The organism is Herbaspirillum sp. FG34 (genome assembly GCF_057809315.1).
Genome location: NZ_JBMDJS010000002.1, coordinates 280,691 through 303,838, shown reverse-complemented (window position 1 = coordinate 303,838; position 23,148 = coordinate 280,691). Strand labels below are relative to the sequence as shown.

Below are 23,148 nucleotides of genomic sequence, written 5' to 3'. Positions count from 1 at the left end.
GAAAGAACATGATCATCTGCATCGGCGCCGGTCCCGGCGACCATTCCTACCTGACCCTGCGCGGCGCGGACCTGATCCGCAATGCCGACGTGGTGGCCGGCTTCAATGCCGTGGTCGATGTGGTCAAGGACCTCATCCCCGCCAGCGCGCAAGTGGTGCTGATGGGTTACCGCGATCAGGTTGCCAGGCTCGACGAAGTCGCCGCCCTGCATCACGCCGGCAAGCGCTGCGTGGTGGTCTTCATGGGCGATATCCACTTCAGCGGCTTCCAGTATCTGGAACGGGTGGAGCGCGCCTGCGGCCATCGCGTGGAAACTCTGCCGGGCATTTCCTCGGCCCAGATCCTCGCCTCCAGGGCGCGTGTGTGCTTTGATGAAACAACGTTCATCACCTTCCACCGGCGCGGCGATCTGGAGCCCTTCAAGCGCCATCTGGTGAACGTCTTGAACGATGGACGCAATGCCATCGTCATCCCCTGTCCGTGGGATGCGGCGCGCTCCTTCATGCCGCGTCACATCGCTACCTATTTGCTGCAACAAGGGGTCAGCCCGGACCATCCCGCGGAAGTCTGGGAAAACCTCACCCGGGGCGACGCCGAATGGCATGGCAAGCTGGCCGACTGTGCCGACCAGGAATTCAGCGACATGAGCATCATGCTCATCCGCACGCTCACGCCCATGGCCAGCCAGATCGAACCACCGCCGCAAGCAGCCAGCGGAGCCACGGCATGAATAGCCCGCGCAAGTCAGCCGTGGTGATCGCCGGCCACGGCAGTCGCGATCCCGATGCCCTGCGCGAATTCGAGGCGCTGGTAGCGCTGGTGCGTGAACGCGCCGCGGGACGCATCGTGCGCCATGGCTATCTGGAATTTGCCGCGCCCACCATCTCGGAGGCTGCCGCCGCCTGCGTGGCCGAGGGCGCCACCGACGTGGCCGTGGTACCCGGTGTGCTGCTGGGGGCGCGTCATGCCAAGAACGACATGCCAGCCGAACTGCTGGCGCTGGCGCGGGATTATCCGCAGGTCGATTTCCATTTCGGCGCGCCCATGGATCTGCATCCGCTGCTGCTGCAACTGGTACAGCAGCGCGTGGTGGAAGCCGAGGCCGGTTCTGAAGAAATCATCCATCGCCAGGATGCCTGTCTGGTGCTGGTCGGGCGCGGTACCACCGATCCCGATGCCAATGGCGAGATCGCCAAGCTGGCGCGCATGGTGCAGGAGGGCATGGGCTTTGGCGGCGTCAAAGTCTGCTTCTCGGGCACGGCCACGCCGCTGGTGCGGGATGGCCTCTCGCAGGCTGCCGGTGAAGGCTGGCAGCGGCTGGTGGTGCTGCCGTTCTTCCTCTTCGATGGTGTGCTGGTCAAGCGCATCTATGCCGCCGCCGACGAGCTGATGCTGCGCGAGCCGGGTGTGGAAGTGCTCAAGGCCGCTTATCTGGGCGTGCATGCGCACGTGGCCGATGTCATGCTGGAACGCGCCCGCGATGCCGCCGAAGGCCGCGCCGCCATGAACTGCACGCTCTGCAAGTACCGGGTGCAGATCGTCGGTTTCGAGCAGCAGGTCGGCGAGCCGCAGCGGGCACATCACTTGCAGGTGCGCGATCTTTCTGCGCGCGAGCTGGCCCCGGCCGTCAGTGGCACCGCCCCTTACGTGGCGCATCCCATCGAAGCCGAGAGCATGGAAATCATCCAGGCCGGGCGCGACTGGGGCGGCTTCCCGCCCGAGCAGCTGACCGTCTTGCAGCGCCTGGTCCATACCAGCGGCGACTTTGCCGTGGCCGATGAAATCTATTTTTCCGCTGGTGCGGTTCAGGCCGGGATGAAAGCGCTGCTGCGCACCAAGCGAGTCGTCACTGATGTGACCATGGTGCAAACCGGTCTCAAGCGCGCGGTGCTGCAACAGCTGGGCGTAGAGACATGGTGCGGCGTACATGATCCCGAATCGCACCTGATGGCCCGGAACCTGGGCATGACGCGCTCGGCGGCGGGGATTCGCCGTGCCTGGCAGAAGTTCGGCAATGACCTGGTGCTGGCCATCGGCGATGCACCCACCGCCATCACCGAGGCGGTACGCCTGATCCGCGAGCACGGCTGGCGTCCGCAACTGGTGATCGGCTTGCCGGTCGGTTTCGTCGGCACGCGCGAGAGCAAGGAGGAACTGCGTCGCTGCCTGCAGGTGCCGCGCATCACCAACAGCGGCACGCGCGGTGGTTCGCCCTGGGCGGCCAGCGTGGTCAATGCCCTGATGATCGATGCCATCGCCTGGCTGGTCGCCCGGGAAGCGCAGAGCGAAAGTGTGCAGTAATGGACGCGCCCCCCGAGCTGCAACGGGCCGAGTATGACCTCGCCGTACTCGCCCCCAATGGCTTGCGTCGTGGCCGCAGCACCGGCAGTTGCGCGACCGCAGCGGTACGCGCCGCACTCTATCGCCTGCTGGGCGGCATGAGCGTGCAGCACGCCGAAGTCAGCCTGCCGGATGGACTGCATTATCTGAGCGTACCAATCAAGACGGTCACGCTGATCGATGCCGATACCGCCCAGGCCGAGGTGCTCAAGGATGGCGGAGACGATCCCGACAATACGCACGGCGCCACCATCGTGGCACAGGTGCGGCGCAATGCGGCAGGGGAGATCCGTTTCTTTGCGGGCCAGGGCGTGGGCACGGCCACCATGCCGGGCTTGCGCGTGGCCGTCGGTGAACCCGCCATCAACCCGGTGCCGCGCGCCATGATGCGGGCCGCCGTGGCAGAGGTGCTGGCGGAGTTGCAGTCGGGCGAACCGGCCTGCGGTTTTGATCTGACCATCGGTTGCCGGGAGGGCCTCGCCATTGCGCCCAAGACCTTCAATCCCAAGCTGGGTATCGTCGGCGGCATTTCCATCCTGGGCACCTCCGGCATCGTGGAGCCGATGTCCATGGCCTCCTGGATCGCCTCCATCGAGGTCTACATCCGCGTGGCCCTGGCCGCCTGTGCGCCGGGGGATGCGGTGGCCTACCTGCCGGGCAAGATCGGCCGCGTCTTCGTGGCGCAGACACTGGGCCTGCCGGACAAACGCAGCGTGCAGATCGCCAATTTCCTCGGTGATGCGCTGGATTTCACCCAGAAGGCGCTGGCCGAGGAGGGCAGGACACTGCCGCTGCTGTGGCTGACCGGGCATCCCGGCAAGCTGGCCAAGGTATTGGATGGGGTGTGGGATACGCATTCCAGCAAGAGCAACATGGCCATGCAGGGCGTGGCCCGCGTGGCTGAAGAAATGAATACGGCAGGGCAGGGCGTGCTGTTTGACGCCGCCCTGCTGCAGCAAATGAAGGAAGCCAATACGGTGGAAGCAATCATCACGCTGGTCCGCCAGCAGGACGTCGGACTGTCGCGCCGCCTGTGGCGCGAGATCGAAACCCGCATCGCCGTGCTTGCCCATGCGCGCGTGCCGGCAGTGCAACGCATCGAAGTGCGCCTGTTCGACCTCGATGGAGAGCAACTGGGGGCAGGCGCATGAGCGGGCGTCTGACCGGCATCGGTGTCGGCCCCGGCCCCGCAGGCTACCTGCCGCTGGCAGCCATCGCTGCGCTGCGCAGTGCCGACCTGATCTACATTCCGCGCGCACGCGGGGCCGACCTGTCGGTGGCCCTGCAATGCCTGGAGGGCGTGGAGTTCGACCGCAGCCGTCTGTGCGAGATCGAGTTCAACATGGACCCGGATCGTCAGGTCCTGCAGGAACATTACGCGCAGCTCGGCCAGCAGTTGTCCGAACAATTGCGGCAGGGCCTGCAGGTGGTCTACCTCACCATCGGTGATGCACTGACCTATTCCACTTATGGCTACGTGCTGGCCGCCGTGCGCGATCTCTATCCCGAGTGCGACTGCGTGACCTTGCCCGGCATCACCAGCTACGCCGCTGCTGCCGCCGCGCTGGAATGGCCGCTGGGCGTGGGCAAGGAGCGCACGCTGATCCTGCCTTGCCCGGAGGACCCAGCGAGTCTGCGCGCCGAGATCGAAAGCCACGACATCGTGGTGCTGATGAAAGTCGGCGCACGTCTGCCCTGGGTACTGGCGCTGCTGCGCGAGATGGACATTGCGCAGCATTGCGGCTTTGCCCGTCGCATCGGGCTGGATGGCGAAGTGCTGGTCAGCGACCTCACCACGCTGGATGCGGCAGAGGCGAGCGGCTACCTGGCCGTGCTGCTGATCCGCAAGACGGCGCAGGCGCAACGTCACCGCGCGCCGCAAGCATCATCGAAAGGAAATCCATGAAAGTCTATTTCGTCGGTGCCGGTCCTGGTGCAGCCGACCTCATCACCCTGCGCGGTGCACGCCTGCTGGGCCAGGTGCGTATGGTGCTGTACGCCGGTTCGCTGGTGCCCACCGCCTTGCTGGAACATTGCCACCCCGAGGCCGAGATTGTCGACACCGCCGCACTCGATCTGGAGCAGCAGCAGGCCTGCTACGTGCGTGCGCAGCAACAGGGTATCGACGTGGTGCGCCTGCATTCGGGCGACCCGGCGATCTATGGGGCGACGGCGGAACAGATGCGGCGGCTCGATGCCCTGGGCATCGCCTATGAAGTGGTGCCGGGCGTGTCGTCCTTCACCGCTGCGGCGGCCGCCGTGTCGGCTGAACTGACCAAGCCGGAAGTGTCGCAGAGCGTGATTCTGACCCGTGTCTCGGGCCGTGCCTCGGCGGTGCCCGAATCGGAATCGATTGCCTCGCTGGCCGCGCACCGGGCGACCATGTGCATCTTCCTGTCCGGGCCGCACCTGAAGAAGATCGTCACCGACCTGCTGCTGCACTATCCCCCCGAGACGCCCGTCACGCTGGTCTATCGCGCCACCTGGCCGGAGCAGCGCGTCTATCAGGGCCGGCTCGACAAGGTGCTGGAAGAGAACAAGCGCGGGGAGTGGAATCTCACCACCATGATGCTGGTCGGTGCCGCGCTGAACAAGGAGCAGGTGGCCGAATCCAGTCTGTACTCCAAGGACTTCACGCACCTCTTCCGCGTGGTCAAGAAGAACAAGGATGCCGCATGAATCCGCCCGTCGTCCCGGCAGACCTGGGCCTGTGGCCCGTGCGCGCCGAGGCGGTGGCACTGGCCATGCACTTGCAGGACTGCCTGGGCGGTGAACTCTACCGGCCCTGGCTTCATGCAGAGGGCGGCCTGTCGCAGCGCCAGCAGTTTGCCCTGGCCTACCGCCGCCACCGGCAGTGGATCATGATTGGTGCGACCGGCATTGCCGTGCGCTTCCTCGACGGCCTGCCGCAGGACAAGCACCGGGATCCCGCCCTGGTGGTGCTGGATGAGGCGGGACGTTTTGCCATCCCCTTGTTGGCAGGGCATGAAGGCGGTGCCAACAGCCTGGCCTATCGCGTGGCCCAGATCACGGGCGCGCAGCCGGTGGTGACCACCGCGACCGAAGCCGTCAAGCCGCTGGTGCTGGGCATCGGCTGCCGCAAGCTGGCCTCGGCCGAGCAGATCGGCCGTGCCGTCGCGCAGGCACTGGAACAGTGCCCCGGTGCCGCACTGTCCCAGGTGCGCGAAGTGGCCACCATCGATATCAAGGCCGGGGAACCCGGCCTGCTGGCCTTTTGCGCTACGCATGGCTTGCCCTTGCGCGTGATCGCGCGCCAGCAGATCGCCCAGCGCGCCTGGGTGGGCAAGCCCTCGGACTGGGTGCGCCAGAACGTGGGCGTGGAGGGCGTGTGCGAGCCGGCGGCGTTGATCGCCAGTCCGCGTGGACGGCTGTTGCTGGGCAAGAGCGCGCTGGAGGGCGTGACCGTGGCCATCGTCGATGATGGCGATGGCTGGCGCAGTTTCATGAAAAATCCGTAAATCATTTGCAGGAAACCCGATGGAAGCAGTCAAGAAAAAAGGCGTATTGAACCTGGTCTCGGTCGGCCCCGGTTTCGAAGAGATGATCATCCCGCGCGCCATTGAAGCCTTGCGCGAGAGCGAGGTCATCGTCGCCTACGCGTTGTACCTGCGCTGGATCGCCGCGCATATCGAGGGCAAGGAGATTCATACTCCGCCGCTGACCCAGGAGCGCGAGCGCGCCTTGCTGGCCATCGAACAGGCCCGTGCGGGGCGGCGCGTGGCCCTGATCTCCAGCGGCGACATCGGCATTTACGCCATGGCCGCCCTGGCCTTCGACGACATGCGCGAGGACGATAGCTTCGAGGTCAATATCATCCCCGGCGTGACCTCGGCCAATGCCTGCGCCTCGCTGCTGGGTTCGCCGCTGTCGCATGATTTCGCCACCTTGTCGCTGTCCAACCTGCTGTGCCCGTGGTCATGGATCGAGCAGCGCGCCAGTCACATCGCCCAGGCGGACCTGGCCTGCGTGCTCTACAACGTGCAGAGCGCGGGACGGCAGGAGGGCGTCTACCGCATCCTGCAACTGATGCTGGAACACAAGGCTCCGCATACCCTGTGCGGGGTGGTGCGCAATGCCTATCGCCCAGGGCAGCAGGTCTCCATTCATCGCCTGGATGAATTACCCGGCCTGCAGTTCGACATGCTGACCTCGATCGTCATCGGCAACCGCTTTACGCAGCGCAAGCGCGACTGGATCTTTACCCCGCGCGGCTACAACGACTGGAGCGAACAGGCGCAGGCGCCTGAGGCGGCACAACTGCCGCGCCGGGCGGTGTGGGTCTTTGCGGGCACCAGTGACGGCAACCAGTTGGCGCGCGAACTGACCGGGCAGGGCGAGCGCGTGGTCATTTCCACGGCGACCGCCTATGGCGGCGAACTGGCCAGCCAGGATTGTCCGGGTGCCCAGGTCTGGTCCGGCCGCCAGGGTGTGGAGGCGCGCCGACAAGCGCTGCGCGACAGCCAGGCGCGGGTGCTGGTGGATGCGACCCATCCCTTTGCGGTGCAGATGTCGCAGCAGTTGATGATGCTGGCGCAGGAGCTGGGCCTGCCGTATCTGCGCTATGAACGTCCGAGCGAGATCGCTGCCGATGACCCCTATGTCTGCGCCGACATGACAGAAGCCGCCGGGCGCGCCATCGCCCTGGGCCGCCGCATTTTCCTGGCTACCGGCTCCAAGGATCTGGGCAGCTTCCTGAGGGCACCCGGCGCGGCGGGCAAGCAATGGTTCGCCCGCGTCACGGCCGATCCGGACTTCCTCCGGCGCGCACTGGAACTGGGCCTGCCGCGCGCCCACCTGTGCGCCATGCAGGGACCGTTCTCGCAGGCATTCAATGAAGCGCTGTGGCGCGACTGGGGTATCGACTGCGTGGTGACCAAGGATTCCGGCGAGGCCGGGGGCTACCGGGCCAAGGTCGCGGCTGCGCGCGCCCTGGGCATCCCTCTGGTGACGGTGCGTCGACCTGGACTGGCCTATGCGCAGGTGGCGCACGATGTGCCCACCCTGCAGGCGCAACTGGCAGCGTTGGCCGGAGCCTGAGCATGGCCAGTCTTCAGTCGTCCATGCCGCCTGCCTTGCCGCCGATCCCGGTGACGGTGGTCACGGGCTTCCTGGGGGCGGGCAAGACCACCTTGCTGCGCGGCCTGGTACAGCGTCGCCAGTCGCGGCGACTGGCCTTGCTCATCAACGAGTTCGGCGAGGTCGCCATCGATGGCGACCTGTTGCGCGCCGAAGGCGATGCGCTGGGCCAGGTGCAGATCCAGGATTTCGCCCATGGCCTCATCGCCTACGGCGACGATGAACATTTCGTTCCCGCCATGCTGGCCCTGGCCGCGCGCCGCGCGCAGATCGACCATGTGCTCATCGAGACTTCCGGTCTGGCCTTGCCCAGTGCGGTGATGGAAGTGTTGCAATCCCCTGAACTGGCACCGCACTTCGTGCTGGACGCCACGCTGGCCGTGGTCGACACGCCGCTCCTGCTGGAACAAGCCTTCGCCAGCGGCGATGCCGTGCGCGATGCCACGGCGCAGCTGTTCGCCCGGCAACTGGAGTGCGCCGACGTGGTGGTGCTCAACAAGATCGACGGCATGGACGAAGCGCCCTTGCTGCAAGCAGAGCAAACGGTACGGTCACTGGCGCCCAACGTGCGCTTCCTGGAGCTGGCCTATGATGCGCGACTGGATATCCGTCTGGCGCTGGGCTTGCGGCTGCACCAGGCCGGTACGAGCGTGCATCATCACTACACGCCGGTGGCCATGCCGGGCGAGCGCGCCACGGTGGCGGCCGAGCAGTGGCGCTTCAACGGCCATGCGCATTCCGGCCTGGGGGCGCACAGCCACGGCTTGTCCACCCACAAGCATTTCCACGAGCAGGACCCCGGCTGGCAATCCTTCACGCTGCGCAGCACCGATGCGCAGGATGCCGAAGCCCTGCGCCGCGCCGTGGTCGCCGTGGCGCTGGACCAGCCCATCCTGCGCAGCAAGGGATTCATCGTCACCGGCCACGGGCGTACCCAGTTGCTGCAAGCCGTGCGGGCGCGTGCGGTGGTGGCCGAGGCGGGTGGCGGCAAGCGGGCCGGGACTTCGGAGCTGGTCTTCATCGGTTACCATCCCAGCCGCGCACGTGTGGCGCAATTGCTGTCCTCGCTGACGGCGACCGACTGGCATTGATTTCGCAGCAGCATCAAGAAAGAAGCACATCATGAAAACCGACCCCGAATCGCACAAGCGCATGACCCAGCGTCACAAGGAAGGCTTCGAAAAGAAGAAGGCCGCCGCCCGGAAGGAGAAGGGCCTCCTGATCGTCAACACCGGCACCGGCAAGGGCAAGTCCAGCGCCGCCTTCGGCATGGGCATGCGCATCCTCGGCCACGGCATGCGGCTGGGCGTGGTGCAGTTCATCAAGGGCGCACTCTACAGCGCCGAACGTGACTTCCTGGGCAGCCACGCGCGATGCGACTTCCATGTGGTCGGCGCAGGCTACACCTGGGACACCCAGGACCGTGAGGCCGACATGCGCACCGCTGCACGTGGCTGGGCCGAGGCCGTGCGCATGATCCAGGACCCCGGCTATGACATGGTGATCCTGGATGAACTCAACATCGTCCTCAAATACCAGTATCTGGATCTGGAGGAAGTACTGCGGGTATTTGCGGCGCGCCGCGAGATGCTGCACATCGTCGTCACCGGTCGCCATGCACCGGAGGCGCTGATCGAGCAGGCCGATCTGGTCAGCGAGATGCGCCCGCTCAAGCATCCCTACAAGGAGCAGGGCGTGAAAGCGCAGAAAGGCGTGGAATTCTGATGACGCATCCGGATTACCGCTGCCCGGCCCTGTTCATCTCGGCCCCGGCTTCCGGCCACGGCAAGACCACCATCACCGCCGCCCTGGCCCGCTTGTACCGGCAGCAGGGCAAGCGCGTGCGGGTGTTCAAGACCGGCCCCGATTTCCTCGATCCGATGGTGCTGGAGCAAGCCAGTGGCCAGCCGGTAATCAACCTTGATCTGTGGCTGGGAGGCGAAGATCATTGCCGCCGCCAGGTGGCGTTGGCTGCCGCCGAATCGGATGTGCTGCTGGTCGAGGGCGTGATGGGCCTCTTCGATGGCGAGCCCAGCAGTGCCGACCTGGCCCAGTTGCTGGGCATTCCCGTCGTGGCCGTGATCAATGCGCGCGGCATGGGCCAGACCATCGGCGCACTGGCGCAGGGCCTGCTGGCCTATCGTCCCGAGCTCAAGTTTGCCGGGGTACTGGCCAATGGCGTAGCCAGCCCGCGCCATGCGCAGATGTTGCGCCAGGGTCTGCAGAATGCGCGGCCCTCGGTGCCACTGTTGACGGGGCTGCAGCGCGACATGCAGTTCGCCTTGCCGGAGCGCCATCTGGGCCTGGTGGCCGCGCCCGAGATCGCCGATCTGGAGGCACGCCTGGATGCCGTGGCCGAAAGAATGTCAGCGACTTCACTGGCCAATCTGCCCGCGCCGGTGGACTTCGGTACGCCTCCGCCGGAACGCGCCTTCCCGCGCCTCCTGGAGGGCAAGACCATCGCCGTGGCGCGCGATCTGGCATTTTCCTTCATCTACACCGCCAACCTCGATCTGCTGGCGCTGATGGGTGCGCACGTGAGCTTCTTCTCGCCGCTGGCCGATGAAGCACTACCCGATTGCGATGCGGTCTGGTTGCCGGGCGGTTATCCCGAACTGCACCTGCCGGCCTTGCAGGTCGCGCAGCGCACCCAGTCCAGCCTGCGTGCCCATGCCGAGGCCGGCAAGCCGCTCTATGCCGAATGCGGCGGCATGCTGTTCCTGCTGGAGACCGTCGTCGCCGGTGACGGCAGCAGCGGCCAGCTGTGCGGCATCCTGCCCGGCCAGGCGACGGTGCAGCCGCGCCTGCAAGGGCTGGGTTACCAGACTCTGCAACTGAACCTGCCCGGTGCGGTGGGCGAGCATCTGCGCTGCCATACCTTCCACTATTCGCGGGCGGTGGTCGGGGCGCAGTTCATGGCACGTGGCGAGCGACTCTTCGATTCCTCGGAAGGGGAGGTGGTCTATCGTCGCGGTCAGGTCACGGCCAGCTATCTGCATGCGTATTTCCGCTCGGCGCCACGGACGGTAGCGGCGCTGCTTGGTGGGGCGCCATGACGCAAACTGTTTCGCATCGCTATCCTCAGGCGCAGATCGATGCGCTCTATCGCGTCATCCGCGAGCGCCGCGACATGCGCCATTTCCTGCCCGACCCGGTCGCGCCCGAGCTGTTGGAACGCCTGCTGCAGGCGGCCCATCAGGGCCCCAGCGTGGGCTTCATGCAGCCCTGGCGCTTCATCCGCATCCGCAATCAGGCGCTGCGCCAGCAGATCCATGCCCTGGTGGAACAGGAACGCATCGCCACTGCCCGCGTACTGGATCAGCGCGAGGACGAATTCATGCGTCTGAAAGTGGAAGGCATCCGCGAGTGTGGCGAATTGCTGGTGGCTGCGCTCATGGATCAGCGCGAGCGCCATGTCTTCGGTCGTCGCACCTTGCCGCAGATGGACCTGGCCTCGCTGTCCTGCGCCTTGCAGAACATGTGGCTGGCCGCGCGCGCAGAAGGGCTGGGCATGGGCTGGGTGTCGCTGTTCGAACCGGCCGCGCTGGCCCGTTTGCTGCACCTGCCCGAGGGCGCCGAACCGGTCGCCGTACTCTGTCTGGGTCACGTCCCCGCTTTCTATGACAAGCCCATGCTGGAACAGGAGCAATGGGCCAGCCGCCAGCGCCTGCAAGACCTGGTCTTTGAAGACCGCTGGCCCGTGCAAGGAGACCTGCAAGCATGACCACCGCATCCTCGAACCGACACCGCAGCCTCATCTTTGGCGGCGCCCGCAGCGGCAAGAGCGCCCATGCGGAACGCCTGGCGCTGGCCGCATCACCCGGCGGCGCGCGCGAGATCGTCTATCTGGCCACCGCCAGTCGCGCCGCCAGCCGCGACGACGCCGAGATGCAGGAGCGCATCACCCATCATCAGCAACGCCGCCGCGCGCTGGGTGCACACTGGAGTACCGTGGAAGAGCCACTGGCGTTGGGCCACGCACTGCGCTGCCTGAGCCGGCCCGAGACCGTGGTGCTGGTCGACTGCCTCACCGTCTGGCTGGCCAACCTGCTCTTTGCCGAGGGCGTGGACTATCCGGAACTGGGACCGGTCACGCCGCCCCCGGCCTTCGCGCAGCAACGCGCCGATTTCCTGCTGGCCCTGGAGGAAGTGCAGGGGACCGTCATCCTGGTGTCCAACGAAGTCGGCATGGGCATCGTGCCGCAGGGGGCCATCTCGCGCTGGTTCGTCGATGAGGCGGGGCGGCTGAACCAGGCCGTGGCTGCGCTGTGCGAACGCGTGCAATGGGTCGCTGCCGGCTTGCCCTTGACCTTCAAGGACAGCGCGTGCTGAGCGGCTTGTCCTTGCCCTGGCTGGCGCTGCTGATGGCGCTGGGCCTGGCCCTGGATCTGCTGCTGGGGGAAGCGCGGCGCTGGCATCCGTTGGTCGGGTTCGGCAATCTGGCCAAGCGCATCGAAGCGCGGCTCAATCACGCCCCGGCCTTGCGCCTGCGTGGCGTGCTGGCCTGGTCGCTGGCAGTGTTGCCGCCGGTACTGGCCTGCACCTGGCTGCTGGCCGCGCTGCCCGTCTGGATGGCGGCATGGATCCATGCGGTGCTGCTGTATTTCTGCATCGGCCTGCGCAGCCTGCGCGAGCATACCTTGCCGATTGCACAGGCGCTGGCGCAGCGGGACTTGCCGCTGGCGCGGCGGCTGACTTCCTTGATCGTCAGCCGTGAGACGCGCCAGTCCGACGAAGCCGAGCTGGCCAAGGCCGGGGTCGAATCGCTGCTGGAGAATGGTAACGATGCCGTCTTCGGTACCTTGTTCTGGTTCCTGGTGGCGGGTGGCCCGGGCGCCTTGCTGTTTCGCCTGGCCAATACCCTGGACGCCATGTGGGGTTACCGCAATGCGCGCTTCCTCTATTTCGGCTGGGCCGCGGCGCACATTGATGATGCCCTCAACTGGTTGCCTGCGCGACTGACCGCCTGCTCTTATGCCTGGCTGGGCCAGCGTCGCCAGGCGCTGGATTGCTGGAAGACGCAGGCGCCTGCGTGGAGCAGCCCCAACGCCGGTCCGGTGATGGCGGCGGGCGCCGGAGCACTGGGCCTGGCCCTGGGCGGTCCGGCCCGGTATGACGGCCAGCTCGAAGAGCGCCCGCCATTGGGATCGGGCCTGCCGCCGCAGGGACCGGACATCGTCCGTGCCTGGCGCCTGGTGGCCATGAGCACGGCGCTGTGGCTGGCCGTGGTGGGCGCCCTGGCGCTGCTGAGCCTGGTCACCGGGGTGGGGGCGAGCCATGCTTGAGCACGGTGGCAACCTCGACGCGGCGGCCCGCCATTATGGTCGTCCGCGCAGTGACTGGCTGGATCTCTCCACCGGCATCAACCCGCGACCCTACCCGGCAGCTGCACCGGCGGCGCACGCCTGGCACCGCCTGCCCGAGCCGTCACACGCGCTGGAGCAAGCGGCCTGTGCGTATTACGATGCGCCGCGTCTGCTGGCCGTGGCAGGCACCCAGGCGGCGATTCAGGCGCTGCCGCAACTGCGTCTGCAACAACAGCGCCGCCCTGCACAGGTAGTGGTGGCGGCCCCCATCTACGCGGAACATGCGCACTGCTGGCGGCGTGCGGGGCATGCCGTGCGTGAAGTCGCGTATGCCGATCTTGATCAGGCCGTGCGCGAGACTTCGTGCGAGGTGCTGGTGCTGTGCAATCCCAACAATCCGACCGGTGCCCTGGTCGCGCCGGCGGACCTGCTGCGCTGGGCGGCCCTGCTGGCCGGGCGGGGGGGCTGGCTGGTGGTCGATGAAGCCTTCGGCGATACCGTCAATGGTTACAGCGTGTGCGCACACAGCCACCAGCCGGGCCTGATCGTGCTGCGTTCGGTCGGCAAGTTCTTCGGGCTGGCGGGCTTGCGGCTGGGCTTTGTCGGGGCGGCAGCCCCTTTGCTGGATGCGCTGGCTGACTGGCTCGGGCCGTGGTCCATCAGCGGTCCGGCCCAGCAGATCGGCAGCGCGGCACTGCTCGACCGCCCTTGGCAGGCTGCGACGCGACAGACCCTGTTGACCGAAGGCGCGCGCCTGCATGCGCTGCTGGCGCAGCATGACATCCGCGCCAGTGGCACGGCATTGTTCCAGTGGTGGCCCGAAGCTCAGGCGCCGGCGTTTCATGAAGCGATGGCGCGCGTCGGCATCTGGGTGCGCCTTTTCACGCGCGGTGCTGGTGGTATCCGCCTCGGACTGCCGCCGGATGAGGCGGGTTGGGTACGCCTGCAAGAGGCCCTGAACAGATGGAGTCAACGTGGCTGATTTTCCTTTTCATACCCTGATGATCCAGGGCACCACGTCGGATGCCGGCAAGAGCACTCTGGCCGCTGCGTTATGCCGCCTGCTGAAGAAGGATGAGATCAGCGTCGCTCCCTTCAAGCCGCAGAACATGGCCTTGAACAGTGCGGTGACCAGCGACGGTGGCGAGATTGGACGCGCTCAGGCCCTGCAGGCGCAGGCCGCCGGCATCGCGCCGCACACCGATATGAACCCGGTCTTGCTCAAACCCTCCAGTGATACCGGCGCCCAGGTCATCGTGCAGGGCAAGGTACGCGCCGATATGAACGCCCGTGACTATCACCGCTACAAGACCGAAGCCATGCAGGCCGTGCTGCAATCCTATGCGCGGCTGCGCTCGCAATATGCCTGCGTGATCGTGGAAGGCGCCGGCAGTCCGGCCGAGATCAATCTGCGCGCGCGCGACATTGCCAACATGGGTTTTGCCGAAGCGGTCGATTGTCCCGTCATCATCGTGGCCGATATCGACCGGGGTGGTGTTTTTGCGCACCTGAGCGGCACGCTCGATTGTCTTTCCGAGAGCGAACGGGAACGCGTGATCGGCTTCGTCATCAACCGCTTCCGTGGCGACATCAGCCTGCTGCAAGGGGGGCTGGACTGGCTCGAGGCCCGCACCGGCAAGCCCGTGCTGGCGGTGCTGCCCTACCTGCATGGGTTGCACCTGGATGCCGAGGATGCGGTGGCAGCCACGCAGGAGAGTCGCGGCCAATTCCGTATCGTGGTGCCGGTCTTGCCGCGCATCAGCAACCATACCGACTTCGATGCACTGCGCGCCCATCCCGATGTCGATCTGCGCTTCATTGGCCCGGGCCAGCCGGTGCCGCCGGCTGATCTCATCATCCTGCCCGGCAGCAAGAATACCCGCGGGGATCTGCACTGGCTGCGGGAACATGGCTGGGAGGCGGCCATTGCCCGTCATCTGCGCTATGGCGGCAAGCTGATCGGAATCTGTGGCGGTTTCCAGATGCTGGGGGAGAGCGTGGATGATCCGCATGGTGTGGAAGGCGTGCCCGGCAGCAGTGTCGGTCTCGGCCTGCTGCCGATGCGTACCGAACTGAGGCGAGACAAGAAGCTGCTGCAGGTCAGCGGCCACTGTGTCTTCAGTGAGACGGCTGCAACGGTCAGCGGCTACGAGATCCACATGGGCGTGTCTTCCGGCCCGGCGCTGGCGCGTCCTGCGTTCGTCATCGAGGGGCGCGGCGAGGGTGCGCAATCGGACGACGGGCAGATCCTGGGTAGCTACCTGCACGGCATGTTCGATACACCGCAAGCCTTTGGCGCACTGCTGAGCTGGGCGGGATTGGCGGGCAGCGCGCCGGTCGATCTGGATGCCTTGCGCGAGGCCAGCCTGGAGCGTCTGGCCGAATCCTGCCGGCCCTTGTATGACGCCTTGCGGCGGGTACCGACACGGTTTGCGCGGAAGTAATACGGCAGGCCAAGCGCACCTCTGAATGCGTGGCGCTGCCGGAGGGGCGGCTTGCTAACGCAAGGTGTACATCAAGGTGCCATAGCCGGTCTGGTCGTAACCACCACTGTTGGGTCCGTAGTCGCCGCCGCCGCCTTCCGGCCGCACCTTCTCGGCGAAGCGTTGCAAGGCGGGTGCGGGCAGGCCTTTGAGCACCACATAGTGCTGGTACAGCAGTTCCCAGATGGGGCGTAGTTCGCCACGGCCTGTGGGCGAGATGGTTTCCTGCGTCACGTCGCTGTTGTGATAGGGTGTGAAGGGGACGGCATCGCCCAGGTTGTAGCGCGCCACATATTCGGCACCGCGCAGCAGTCGATTGTTCTCGTACCCGAACAGGTCATCACCCTGGTTCCAGGCCATCTGGCAGAACGTGCCCGCAAGGGCCAGGTCCAGCAGGCTGTGTCCCTGGTCGCGGCCACTCTCCTGAATCTGGCCAAGACCGTCGGGATAGAGCGTCCAGACCAGATTGTTGATGGCACCATTGCCTGCTCCCTGCTTGAAGTAGCGGACGGCTTCCTGGTAGAGGTCGTGGCGATCGGCCAGGATCCCGATCGCCATCATCGAACTCATGTTGGCAAGGTCCCAGTTGGCCCAGTAGTGATCGATGCGGGCCCCATTGTGGCGCGTCAGGAAGTCGTGATTCATCGGGTAGAAGACCCGTAGCATCATGCCCTTGAAAGCGCTGAAGCCGCCGCCGGGCCAGTGTGGATAGTCGCGCAGGAGTTCTCCTGCGTTGGCCAGCTGGTAGCCATAGATGCCCGATGCCAGGAAGCGGTCCGAACTGCCTTCGATGGCCTGCAAGGTGCTGGCCCATGCGTCAAGCAGGAGCGTGGCGCGTGCAGCGTAGCGATCATCACCGCTGATTTTCCAGCGCAGGGCCAGGGCGTAGGCTGCGGCGGCATCGTTGAACAGGCGGCTGTAGTTTTCGGCATGTCCTGCTCCATCCTTGCCGCGATAGATCACCGGAACCGCTGCCGGCTGCCCGTCGAGGCCGGCGTGGCGGTTGCCGGTGAGACGCCGCCAGCCTGCGGTCCAGGGCTGGTCCATGGCGGCCAGGCGGGTCTTGATCCGGGTGAAATCCGCAGTGGTGTGCAAGCCGCCTGGATGAACGAAGGCACTGCCTTCGGCCACTGCCAGCGGCGCGCTTGCCGCGCACAGGCAAAGCAAGGCGATACGAAGTGTATCTCGGGTGGTCTGAAAGAAAATTGTCAGCATAGCGTGCGCGTGAAGGGGCAACAGTGGGGTGTCCTGTAAAGCCTGGCATCACTGAACCGGGCTCGTCCTCTGACTGCGTAACATTGGCTGGGTTCAGCTCAGATCACAGGCGTTTCACGTGTCTTGTCCTGTGACCGCTGGCCTGCCCCGGCGGCACAATGCCGCATGTCAGCCAAAGAAAATCCCGGCCTTGCGGGCCGGGATGCGGTTGGGGGAGTGGCGCAGAAGAGTCAGGCCAGGGCTTCCTTGGCGGCTTCTTCCGGGGTGAGGCCATCGTAGTAGAGGTCGGTGAACCATTCCACCTGTTCTTCGATGTGCTCCTGTGCCTGGTCCAGCGTGGCGCCGCCCTTGACCAGGAATTGCTCGACTTCGGTACACCATTGGATCAGGGCTTCAGTTTCCGGGTCCAGTTTCTCTTTCTTGGGCATGTTGCCTCCTTGCTTCGGTAATGATGGGCGTAAGTGCCCTGTGCAAGGATAGGCCAAACTCGCCCGGCGTGTGCGCCTTTATTGCATCGGCTTCATTGCAGCAACTGTGTCCCGCTGCTGGCACCGCTAGAGGTGGCCAGACTGCTCGCCAGCACCGCCGCCGCCGAACGCGTCTCCACCCCCAGCTTCACGAAGATATGTTCCAGGTGCTTGTTGACCGTACGCGGACTCATGCCGAGGATTTCTGCGATGTCGCGGTTGGTCTTGCCCTTGCCCAGCCAGAGCAGGACGTCGCTCTCGCGCGGCGTCAGGCGCGCGCCCTCCAGGGTAGGCGGCAGGCTCATGCCGTCGTCGCCACGCTGGGTGGCGCCCGCCGTTTTTTCTTCCAGCACCAGGCTCACGCCATGCCCCTGCCCGGGTCCGCAAAGCGTGATGTGCAGCTCGTCCTGCTGCTGTCGCACGATCAGCGGTGGCACCCGGTCCAGGCTCTCGCCCTGGCGTTGCCGTACCAACTGCTCGTTGAGCCATACCTGCAAGGGAGCCGGCAACTTGTGGCTGCTCGGTGCAGCCGGACCGTAATACTTCTCCAGCCACTGTGATGCCTTGCTGGTCTGCCACATCGGCAGGCCATGGCCGCCCAGCACGATCACCGCATGGGCGGCATGTTCCAGCACGCCGCGCGTCTGCGTCATCATGCGCGCGGTACGGATATGCGCGCCGATGCGCGCCACCACTTCCTGCGGACGGATCGGCTTGGTCACGTAATCGATGCCGCCCACCTCGAAGCCGCGCACCACGTGCTCAGTCTCCGACAGTCCCGTCATGAACACCACCGGCACATGCGCCACGCGCTTGACCTGCTTGATGCGGCGGCAGGTCTCGAAACCGTCGATGCCGGGCATCATCGCGTCCAGCAGGATCAGATCGGGCGTGATGTGGTCCAGCCGCTCCAGCGCCGCCAGTCCGTCCGTGGCGACGAGGACGATGTGGCCGCTTTCATCGAGCGCATCGGACAACATGGCCAGGTTGTCGGGCATGTCATCGACGATCAGGACCACGTGTCTATCGAACGTCGTTGAGATCATGTCGGATCAGCTCCTGGATGCGGGTGACGTATTCATTCAAGCGGAATTGTTTGACCAGCTGTCGCAGCTCGGTCGTGAAGGGCAGGTAGGCCGGTTGCTGGCGTTCCATGGCGTCGAGCTGGCGCAGGATTTCCTTGGCATAGCCGATGCGGCCCAACTCCAGCAGTGAGGCCAGCCTGTCCTGGGACGGTACCAGCAGGAGGGCTTGCGTCGCTGCCGATGCTGGCGGCGGCTCGGCAGGCTGTGCCGACGCCACCCAGTCCAGTTGCAGATGCTGGCGCAGCTTGCCCAGCAATTCGTGATACGAGACCGGCTTGACCACGAAATCATTGACCAGCGCTGGCTCGTTGCGCTCATGCAGGTTCTCGAAGGCATTGGCCGATACCAGCAGGATGGGTAACTGCGCAAGGCCGCGCGCGCGGATGGCGCGTGCCACGCTCCAGCCATCCATCTGCGGCATGGCGATATCCAGCAGGAGCAGGTCGGGGATGTCGTGGCCCAGCCGCTCCATGCAGGCCAGCCCGCTGTCGGCCTCGCTCACCACGAATCCCAGCGGCATGAGCATGTCCTTGAGCAGGCGCCGTTGCGAAGCCTGGTCATCGACCACCAGGATGTGGCGCGAAGGGCCTGCGTAACCCGACATCTGATCCTCCAGCTTGATGCGCGGACGCGGTACGTGCACTTGCGGCAGATAGATCTTGAGGTGGAAGCTGCTGCCCAGCCCGACCCGACTCTCTACCCCCAGTTCGCCGCCCATGATGTGCACCAACATGCGGCTGATGGCCAGTCCCAGCCCGGTGCCGATGTCTTCGCGCAGATTGGCCGCGCTGCTGCGCTCGAAGGGCAGGAAGATACGTTCCAGGTCGTCGTCGGCAATGCCGATGCCGGTATCGATGACATCGAAATACGCAATCTCGCGTGCATAACGCACCCTGAGCGTGACGCCGCCGTGATCGGTGAACTTGACGGCATTGCCCAGCAGGTTGATGAGGATCTGGCGCAAGCGTTTCTGGTCGGCATGGACGATCTGCGGCAGGCGTCCGCTTTTCTCAAAGCGGAAGTGCAGGCCCTTCTGTTCGGCCTGCGGGGCGAACATGCCGACGATCTGCTCCAGGAAGGCTTCCAGTGCCAGTTCGTCGGAGGCCAGGCGCATCTTGCCAGCCTCGATCTTGGCAATGTCGAGCAGGCCGTCGATGAGGCTCAACAGGTGTTCGCCACTGCGGCGGATGATGGCGATGGCTTCCTTGCGGGCCGGCGGGATGGTGGCGTCCACGTGCAGGATCTGCGCATAGCCGAGGATGCTGTTCAAGGGCGTGCGCAATTCGTGGCTCATGCCGGCCACGAAGCGGCTCTTGGCCAGGTTGGCCGATTCGGCCGCTTCCTTGGCGCGCTGCAGTTCGGCATCGGTCTGCTTGTGGGCTTCGATTTCCTGCAGCAACAGATTGGTCTGGCGCTCTGATTCTTCCTGGGCCACGGCGCGGCTTTCGTTGGTCAGCACCAGCCACCAGGCACCCACGCCGACCACCACCAGCAAGAGGCAGAACAGCTTGATGAAGACGCCGCGCAGCGAGTCGGGGGCTGAGAGCGTCAGTCCGGAGAGATCGGCCATCTGCTGGAAATACAGCATCCACAACACAATCGCCAGTCCGCCAGCCAGCAGACCGAACACGCTCAGGTAATGCCCGAGGCGGGTATTGAGCTTGACCGCGAAGCGCGCCGGGATCAGCTGGCGCAAGGTGTGCAGGATCTGGTTGGGCAACCGTGCGCGCGGTGTCTTGCAGCGGTCCTTGCAGCGCGCATCCAGCGAACAGCACAGCGAGCAGATGGCGCCCTGGTAGGCCGGGCAATGGGCCATGTCCGGTGTTTCGAAGGCATTGCCGCAGATCACGCAATCGAGCACTGAATGCGTCTGACCCGGCGTGACGGGGCGATAGTTCTGTTCGGACAGCGTATCGCGCCGCGCGATGTAGTAGCGGCTGCCGGTGGCCCAGGCAATGAGCGGGGCCGTCACCAGCGCGGTACCCAGGGCGATGAAGGGTGCCATGGCCGCCACCGTCTTGCCCAGCACGCCCGACATGGCCAGCGTGGAGAGCAGGGTGGCGATGGCCATCGAGCCGACGCCGACCGGGTTCACGTCATACAGGTGGGCACGCTTGAATTCGATGTGGGCCGGGCTCAGGCGCAGCGGCTTGTTGATGACCAGGTCGGCCACCACGGCGCCGATCCACGAGATGGCGACCAGGCTGTAGAGCGCCAGTACATGTTCCAGCGCATTGAAGACGCCCAGTTCCATCAGCAGCACCGCAATCAACACATTGAACACCAGCCACACCACCCGCCCCGGATGGCTGTGCGTGAGGCGCGCGAAGAAATTGGACCAGGCCAGCGAGCCGGCATAGGCGTTGGTGACATTGATCTTGATCTGCGACACCACCACGAACAGTACGACCGCCCCCAGCGCGAAGGCCGGATTGCCGAACACGTACTGGTAGCCGATCAGGTACATCTGGGTCGGTTCCACGGCCCGCGCCATGGGCACCTCGTGCTGGATGGCGAGGAAGGCCAGCAGCGTGCCGCCCAGCATCTTGGCCCCGCCCAGCAGGATCCAGCCAGGGCCGGCCAGCAACAGCGCACTCCACCAGCGCCCGCGATTGGCGGCGGTCTTCTGCGGCAGGAAGCGCAGGAAGTCGACCTGCTCACCCACCTGCGCGATGAGCGAGAAGGCCACCGTGGCAGCGGCCCCGAACAGGGTGAGATTGAAGGAACTGCCTTCCTCGGCGCGGCCGGCGAAGCTCAGGAGGTTCGACAGCGCTTCCGGTTCCTTGTAGAGCACGCAGGCATAGGGCAGCACCAGCAGCACCAGCCATAGCGGCTGGGTCCACATCTGCAGGCGGTTGATGAGGGTGATGCCGTAGGCCACCATGGGAATGATGATGAGCGAACAGAGCACGTAGCCATATACCAGCGGCAGACCGAAATAGATCTCGATGGCCTGGGCCATGATGGCCGCTTCCAGCGCGAAGAAGATGAAGGTGAAGCTGGCATAGATCAGCGAAGTGATGGTCGAGCCGATGTAGCCGAAGCCGGCACCGCGCGTGAGCAGGTCCATGTCCACCCCGTAGCGCGCGGCGTAGTAGCTGATGGGCAGGCCGGTGGCGAAAAACAGCACCATCACGCAGACGATCGCCCAGAAGGCATTGGTGAAGCCATAACTGAGGGTAATGGCGCCGCTGATGGCTTCCAGTGCCAGGAAGGAGGTCGCGCCCAGGGCCGTATTGGCCAGGCGGAATTCGGACCAGCGGCGGAAGGATAGCGGCGTATAGCGCAGCGCGTAGTCTTCCAGCGTTTCGTTGGCGACCCAGGTGTTGTAGTCGCGCCGGACCTTGACGATGCGTTGTGTGGCGGGATGGGTCACGTTGGCTCTTGGTGAGGTCGGGGATCCGGACGGTCGTTGTCGTCAGTGCCTTGTCTGTCTCGTTGCGCCGCACACGATCTGCGTTGTGCGTGTTTATGGTGAAGCAATTTTCAAACCATTCGCAGCGCGAGGGCATACGTCAAATGACGTAGATGCCGCATGGCATCCCATGGGAATTCACCAAAACGCAGCGGTTTTTGCAAGCCCTGTCGCTGCATCCCGACGCCGTGCGGCGGCAGTGCGCACCAACAGCAGGCAAATCGTGGGCGAAAGCTGTGCAGGCGCGTGTGGCGCACCAGCTGGGGGCTTACGTCAAACAACGTATTGTTGCGCTGCACCGGCGAACCTATTCTGCGTCCCAGAACGAAGGGCAGACGGCAGGTGCGGTGCGCATCTTTCTCACCTTGCGGGCAGTACCTCGCCGGGGCCTTCGTTTCATCGCCTGCATGACGCCACGATGGCCCAGACCGAGTCCAACAACAACGCCCGAAAGGAGTACCGCATGTCGCATTCCTCGTCTTCCAATCCTCCCTCGTTCCCGCGCCGCAAGATCTTGATGGGCCTGGCCGCCGGGGCGGCAGCAGCGGCCCTGCCGGGCATGGCCTCGGCCCAGCAGTATCCGACCGCCAAGGTCAACACCACCAAGCTGGCCATCACCGATACCGAAGTGACCGTCGGTCAGTTGCACTCGGCTACCGGCACCATGGCCATCAGCGAGACCGGTTCGATCCAGGCTGAACGCCTGGCGATTGACCAGATCAACGCGATGGGCGGCATCCTTGGCCGCAAGATCAAGATCATCCAGGAAGACGGTGCCAGCGACTGGCCGACCTTCGCCGAGAAGGCCAAGAAGCTGCTGGAGAACGACCGTGTGGCAGCTGTCTTCGGCTGCTGGACCTCGGCCTCGCGCAAGGCGGTGCTGCCGGTGTTCGAGAAGGACAACGGCCTGCTGTATTACCCGACCTTCTATGAAGGCCTGGAGCAATCCAAGAACGTGTTCTATACCGGGCAGGAGGCGACACAACAGGTGCTGGCCGGCCTGAACTGGGTGGCCAAGGAAAAGAAGGCCAAGACCTTCTTCCTGGTCGGCTCCGACTACATCTGGCCGCGCACCTCCAACAAGATCGCCCGCAAGCACATCGAGAACGTGCTCAAGGGCTCGGTGGTGGGCGAGGAGTACTACCCGCTGGGCAATACCCAGTTCGGTTCGCTCATCAACAAGATCAAGCTGAAGAAGCCGGACGTGATTTTCGCCGACGTGGTCGGTGGGTCCAACGTCGCCTTCTACAAGCAGTTGAAAGCGGCAGGTGTGACCGCCAAGACCCAGAACCTGCTGACCATCTCGGTGACCGAGGATGAAATGCTGGGCATCGGTGGCGAGAACGTGGAAGGCTTCTTCGCCTCGATGAAATATTTCCAGAGCCTGGACAACCCCAACAACAAGAAATTCGTGGCCGAGTTCAAGGCCAAGTTCGGTGCCAATTCGGTCATCGGCGACGTTACCCAGGCAGCCTATCTCGGTCCCTGGCTGTGGAAAGCGGCGGTGGAAAAGGCCGGCAGCTTTGATGTCGACAAGGTGGTGGCCGCTTCGCCCGGTATCGAACTCAAGACCGCGCCGGAAGGCTACGTCAAGGTCCACGAAAACCATCACCTGTGGAGCAAGACCCGCATTGGCGAAGCGCAGAAGGATGGCCAGTTCAAGGTGGTCTACGAGTCCGAGCTGATCGAGCCGAATCCTTTCCCGAAGGGCTATCAGTAAGGCGTATCGGCTGGTCAGG

20 protein-coding genes are annotated in these 23,148 nt (G+C 65.1%); 16 read left to right on the top strand and 4 right to left on the bottom strand.

Going from position 1 to position 23,148, the window contains the following annotated elements:
• Window positions 1-8 precede the first annotated feature (8 nt).
• From ACODSZ_RS03435 to ACODSZ_RS03365, 15 genes are read left to right on the top strand one after another with little or no spacing between them, the layout of a single operon-like run.
• The gene (locus ACODSZ_RS03435; RefSeq protein WP_008329521.1) at window positions 9-731 is read left to right on the top strand and encodes a cobalt-precorrin-7 (C(5))-methyltransferase; all 723 of its coding nucleotides are present in this window, start codon (window positions 9-11) and stop codon (window positions 729-731) included.
• A complete protein-coding gene (locus ACODSZ_RS03430) occupies window positions 728-2,302 on the top strand; it encodes a precorrin-8X methylmutase (RefSeq protein ID WP_488927044.1) in 1,575 nt (524 codons plus the stop codon). The genes ACODSZ_RS03435 and ACODSZ_RS03430 overlap by 4 nt, the downstream gene beginning before the upstream one ends.
• Window positions 2,302-3,492: a cobalt-precorrin-5B (C(1))-methyltransferase CbiD gene (gene cbiD, locus ACODSZ_RS03425; RefSeq protein ID WP_488927043.1), complete on the top strand. Its 1,191-nt coding sequence runs from the start codon at window positions 2,302-2,304 to the stop codon at window positions 3,490-3,492. Before ACODSZ_RS03430 ends, cbiD begins: the two co-directional genes overlap by 1 nt.
• Entirely contained in the window at window positions 3,489-4,247 is a 759-nt protein-coding gene (gene cobI / locus ACODSZ_RS03420; protein ID WP_488927042.1) for a precorrin-2 C(20)-methyltransferase, read from the top strand. The genes cbiD and cobI overlap by 4 nt, the downstream gene beginning before the upstream one ends.
• Window positions 4,244-5,020: a precorrin-4 C(11)-methyltransferase gene (gene cobM / locus ACODSZ_RS03415; RefSeq protein ID WP_008329515.1), complete on the top strand. Its 777-nt coding sequence runs from the start codon at window positions 4,244-4,246 to the stop codon at window positions 5,018-5,020. The genes cobI and cobM overlap by 4 nt, the downstream gene beginning before the upstream one ends.
• A complete protein-coding gene (locus ACODSZ_RS03410) occupies window positions 5,017-5,820 on the top strand; it encodes a cobalamin biosynthesis protein (protein WP_488927041.1) in 804 nt (267 codons plus the stop codon). Before cobM ends, ACODSZ_RS03410 begins: the two co-directional genes overlap by 4 nt.
• Before the next feature lie 19 nt (window positions 5,821-5,839).
• Window positions 5,840-7,399: a precorrin-3B C(17)-methyltransferase gene (gene cobJ, locus ACODSZ_RS03405; RefSeq protein WP_488927040.1), complete on the top strand. Its 1,560-nt coding sequence runs from the start codon at window positions 5,840-5,842 to the stop codon at window positions 7,397-7,399.
• 2 nt (window positions 7,400-7,401) lie between these two features.
• The gene (locus ACODSZ_RS03400) at window positions 7,402-8,529 is read left to right on the top strand and encodes a CobW family GTP-binding protein (RefSeq protein WP_488927039.1); all 1,128 of its coding nucleotides are present in this window, start codon (window positions 7,402-7,404) and stop codon (window positions 8,527-8,529) included.
• 31 nt (window positions 8,530-8,560) lie between these two features.
• A complete protein-coding gene (gene cobO / locus ACODSZ_RS03395; protein ID WP_008329511.1) occupies window positions 8,561-9,163 on the top strand; it encodes a cob(I)yrinic acid a,c-diamide adenosyltransferase in 603 nt (200 codons plus the stop codon).
• Window positions 9,163-10,494 (top strand): cobyrinic acid a,c-diamide synthase CobB, encoded by a 1,332-nt coding sequence (locus ACODSZ_RS03390; RefSeq protein WP_008329509.1) that lies wholly within the window; start codon window positions 9,163-9,165, stop codon window positions 10,492-10,494. The genes cobO and ACODSZ_RS03390 overlap by 1 nt, the downstream gene beginning before the upstream one ends.
• A complete protein-coding gene (gene bluB, locus ACODSZ_RS03385; protein WP_488927038.1) occupies window positions 10,491-11,162 on the top strand; it encodes a 5,6-dimethylbenzimidazole synthase in 672 nt (223 codons plus the stop codon). Before ACODSZ_RS03390 ends, bluB begins: the two co-directional genes overlap by 4 nt.
• Window positions 11,159-11,770 (top strand): bifunctional adenosylcobinamide kinase/adenosylcobinamide-phosphate guanylyltransferase, encoded by a 612-nt coding sequence (gene cobU, locus ACODSZ_RS03380; protein WP_008329506.1) that lies wholly within the window; start codon window positions 11,159-11,161, stop codon window positions 11,768-11,770. Before bluB ends, cobU begins: the two co-directional genes overlap by 4 nt.
• A complete protein-coding gene (gene cbiB / locus ACODSZ_RS03375) occupies window positions 11,764-12,723 on the top strand; it encodes an adenosylcobinamide-phosphate synthase CbiB (protein ID WP_488927037.1) in 960 nt (319 codons plus the stop codon). Before cobU ends, cbiB begins: the two co-directional genes overlap by 7 nt.
• Window positions 12,716-13,726, top strand: a complete 1,011-nt coding sequence (gene cobD / locus ACODSZ_RS03370) for a threonine-phosphate decarboxylase CobD (protein ID WP_488927036.1) — start codon at window positions 12,716-12,718, stop codon at window positions 13,724-13,726. The genes cbiB and cobD overlap by 8 nt, the downstream gene beginning before the upstream one ends.
• Window positions 13,719-15,188, top strand: a complete 1,470-nt coding sequence (locus ACODSZ_RS03365) for a cobyric acid synthase (RefSeq protein ID WP_175343881.1) — start codon at window positions 13,719-13,721, stop codon at window positions 15,186-15,188. Before cobD ends, ACODSZ_RS03365 begins: the two co-directional genes overlap by 8 nt.
• A 54-nt stretch (window positions 15,189-15,242) precedes the next feature.
• Here the strand turns inward: ACODSZ_RS03365 and ACODSZ_RS03360 are convergent, their stop codons facing one another.
• From ACODSZ_RS03360 to ACODSZ_RS03345, 4 genes are all read right to left on the bottom strand, one after another.
• The gene (locus ACODSZ_RS03360) at window positions 15,243-16,442 is read right to left on the bottom strand and encodes an alginate lyase family protein (RefSeq protein WP_175343882.1); all 1,200 of its coding nucleotides are present in this window, start codon (window positions 16,440-16,442) and stop codon (window positions 15,243-15,245) included.
• A gap of 230 nt (window positions 16,443-16,672) precedes the next feature.
• Window positions 16,673-16,870: a hypothetical protein gene (locus ACODSZ_RS03355; RefSeq protein WP_008329502.1), complete on the bottom strand. Its 198-nt coding sequence runs from the start codon at window positions 16,868-16,870 to the stop codon at window positions 16,673-16,675.
• A 92-nt stretch (window positions 16,871-16,962) separates the two neighbouring features.
• Window positions 16,963-17,955 carry a response regulator gene (locus ACODSZ_RS03350; protein ID WP_488927035.1) on the bottom strand — a complete coding sequence of 331 codons (993 nt, stop codon included), beginning with the start codon at window positions 17,953-17,955 and terminating at the stop codon, window positions 16,963-16,965.
• Window positions 17,933-21,370: an ATP-binding protein gene (locus tag ACODSZ_RS03345; protein WP_175343886.1), complete on the bottom strand. Its 3,438-nt coding sequence runs from the start codon at window positions 21,368-21,370 to the stop codon at window positions 17,933-17,935. Before ACODSZ_RS03345 ends, ACODSZ_RS03350 begins: the two co-directional genes overlap by 23 nt.
• A gap of 502 nt (window positions 21,371-21,872) precedes the next feature.
• Between ACODSZ_RS03345 and urtA the strand changes: the two genes are divergently transcribed.
• Window positions 21,873-23,129, top strand: a complete 1,257-nt coding sequence (gene urtA, locus ACODSZ_RS03340; protein WP_008329498.1) for an urea ABC transporter substrate-binding protein — start codon at window positions 21,873-21,875, stop codon at window positions 23,127-23,129.
• The last annotated feature ends 19 nt before the right edge of the window (window positions 23,130-23,148 follow it).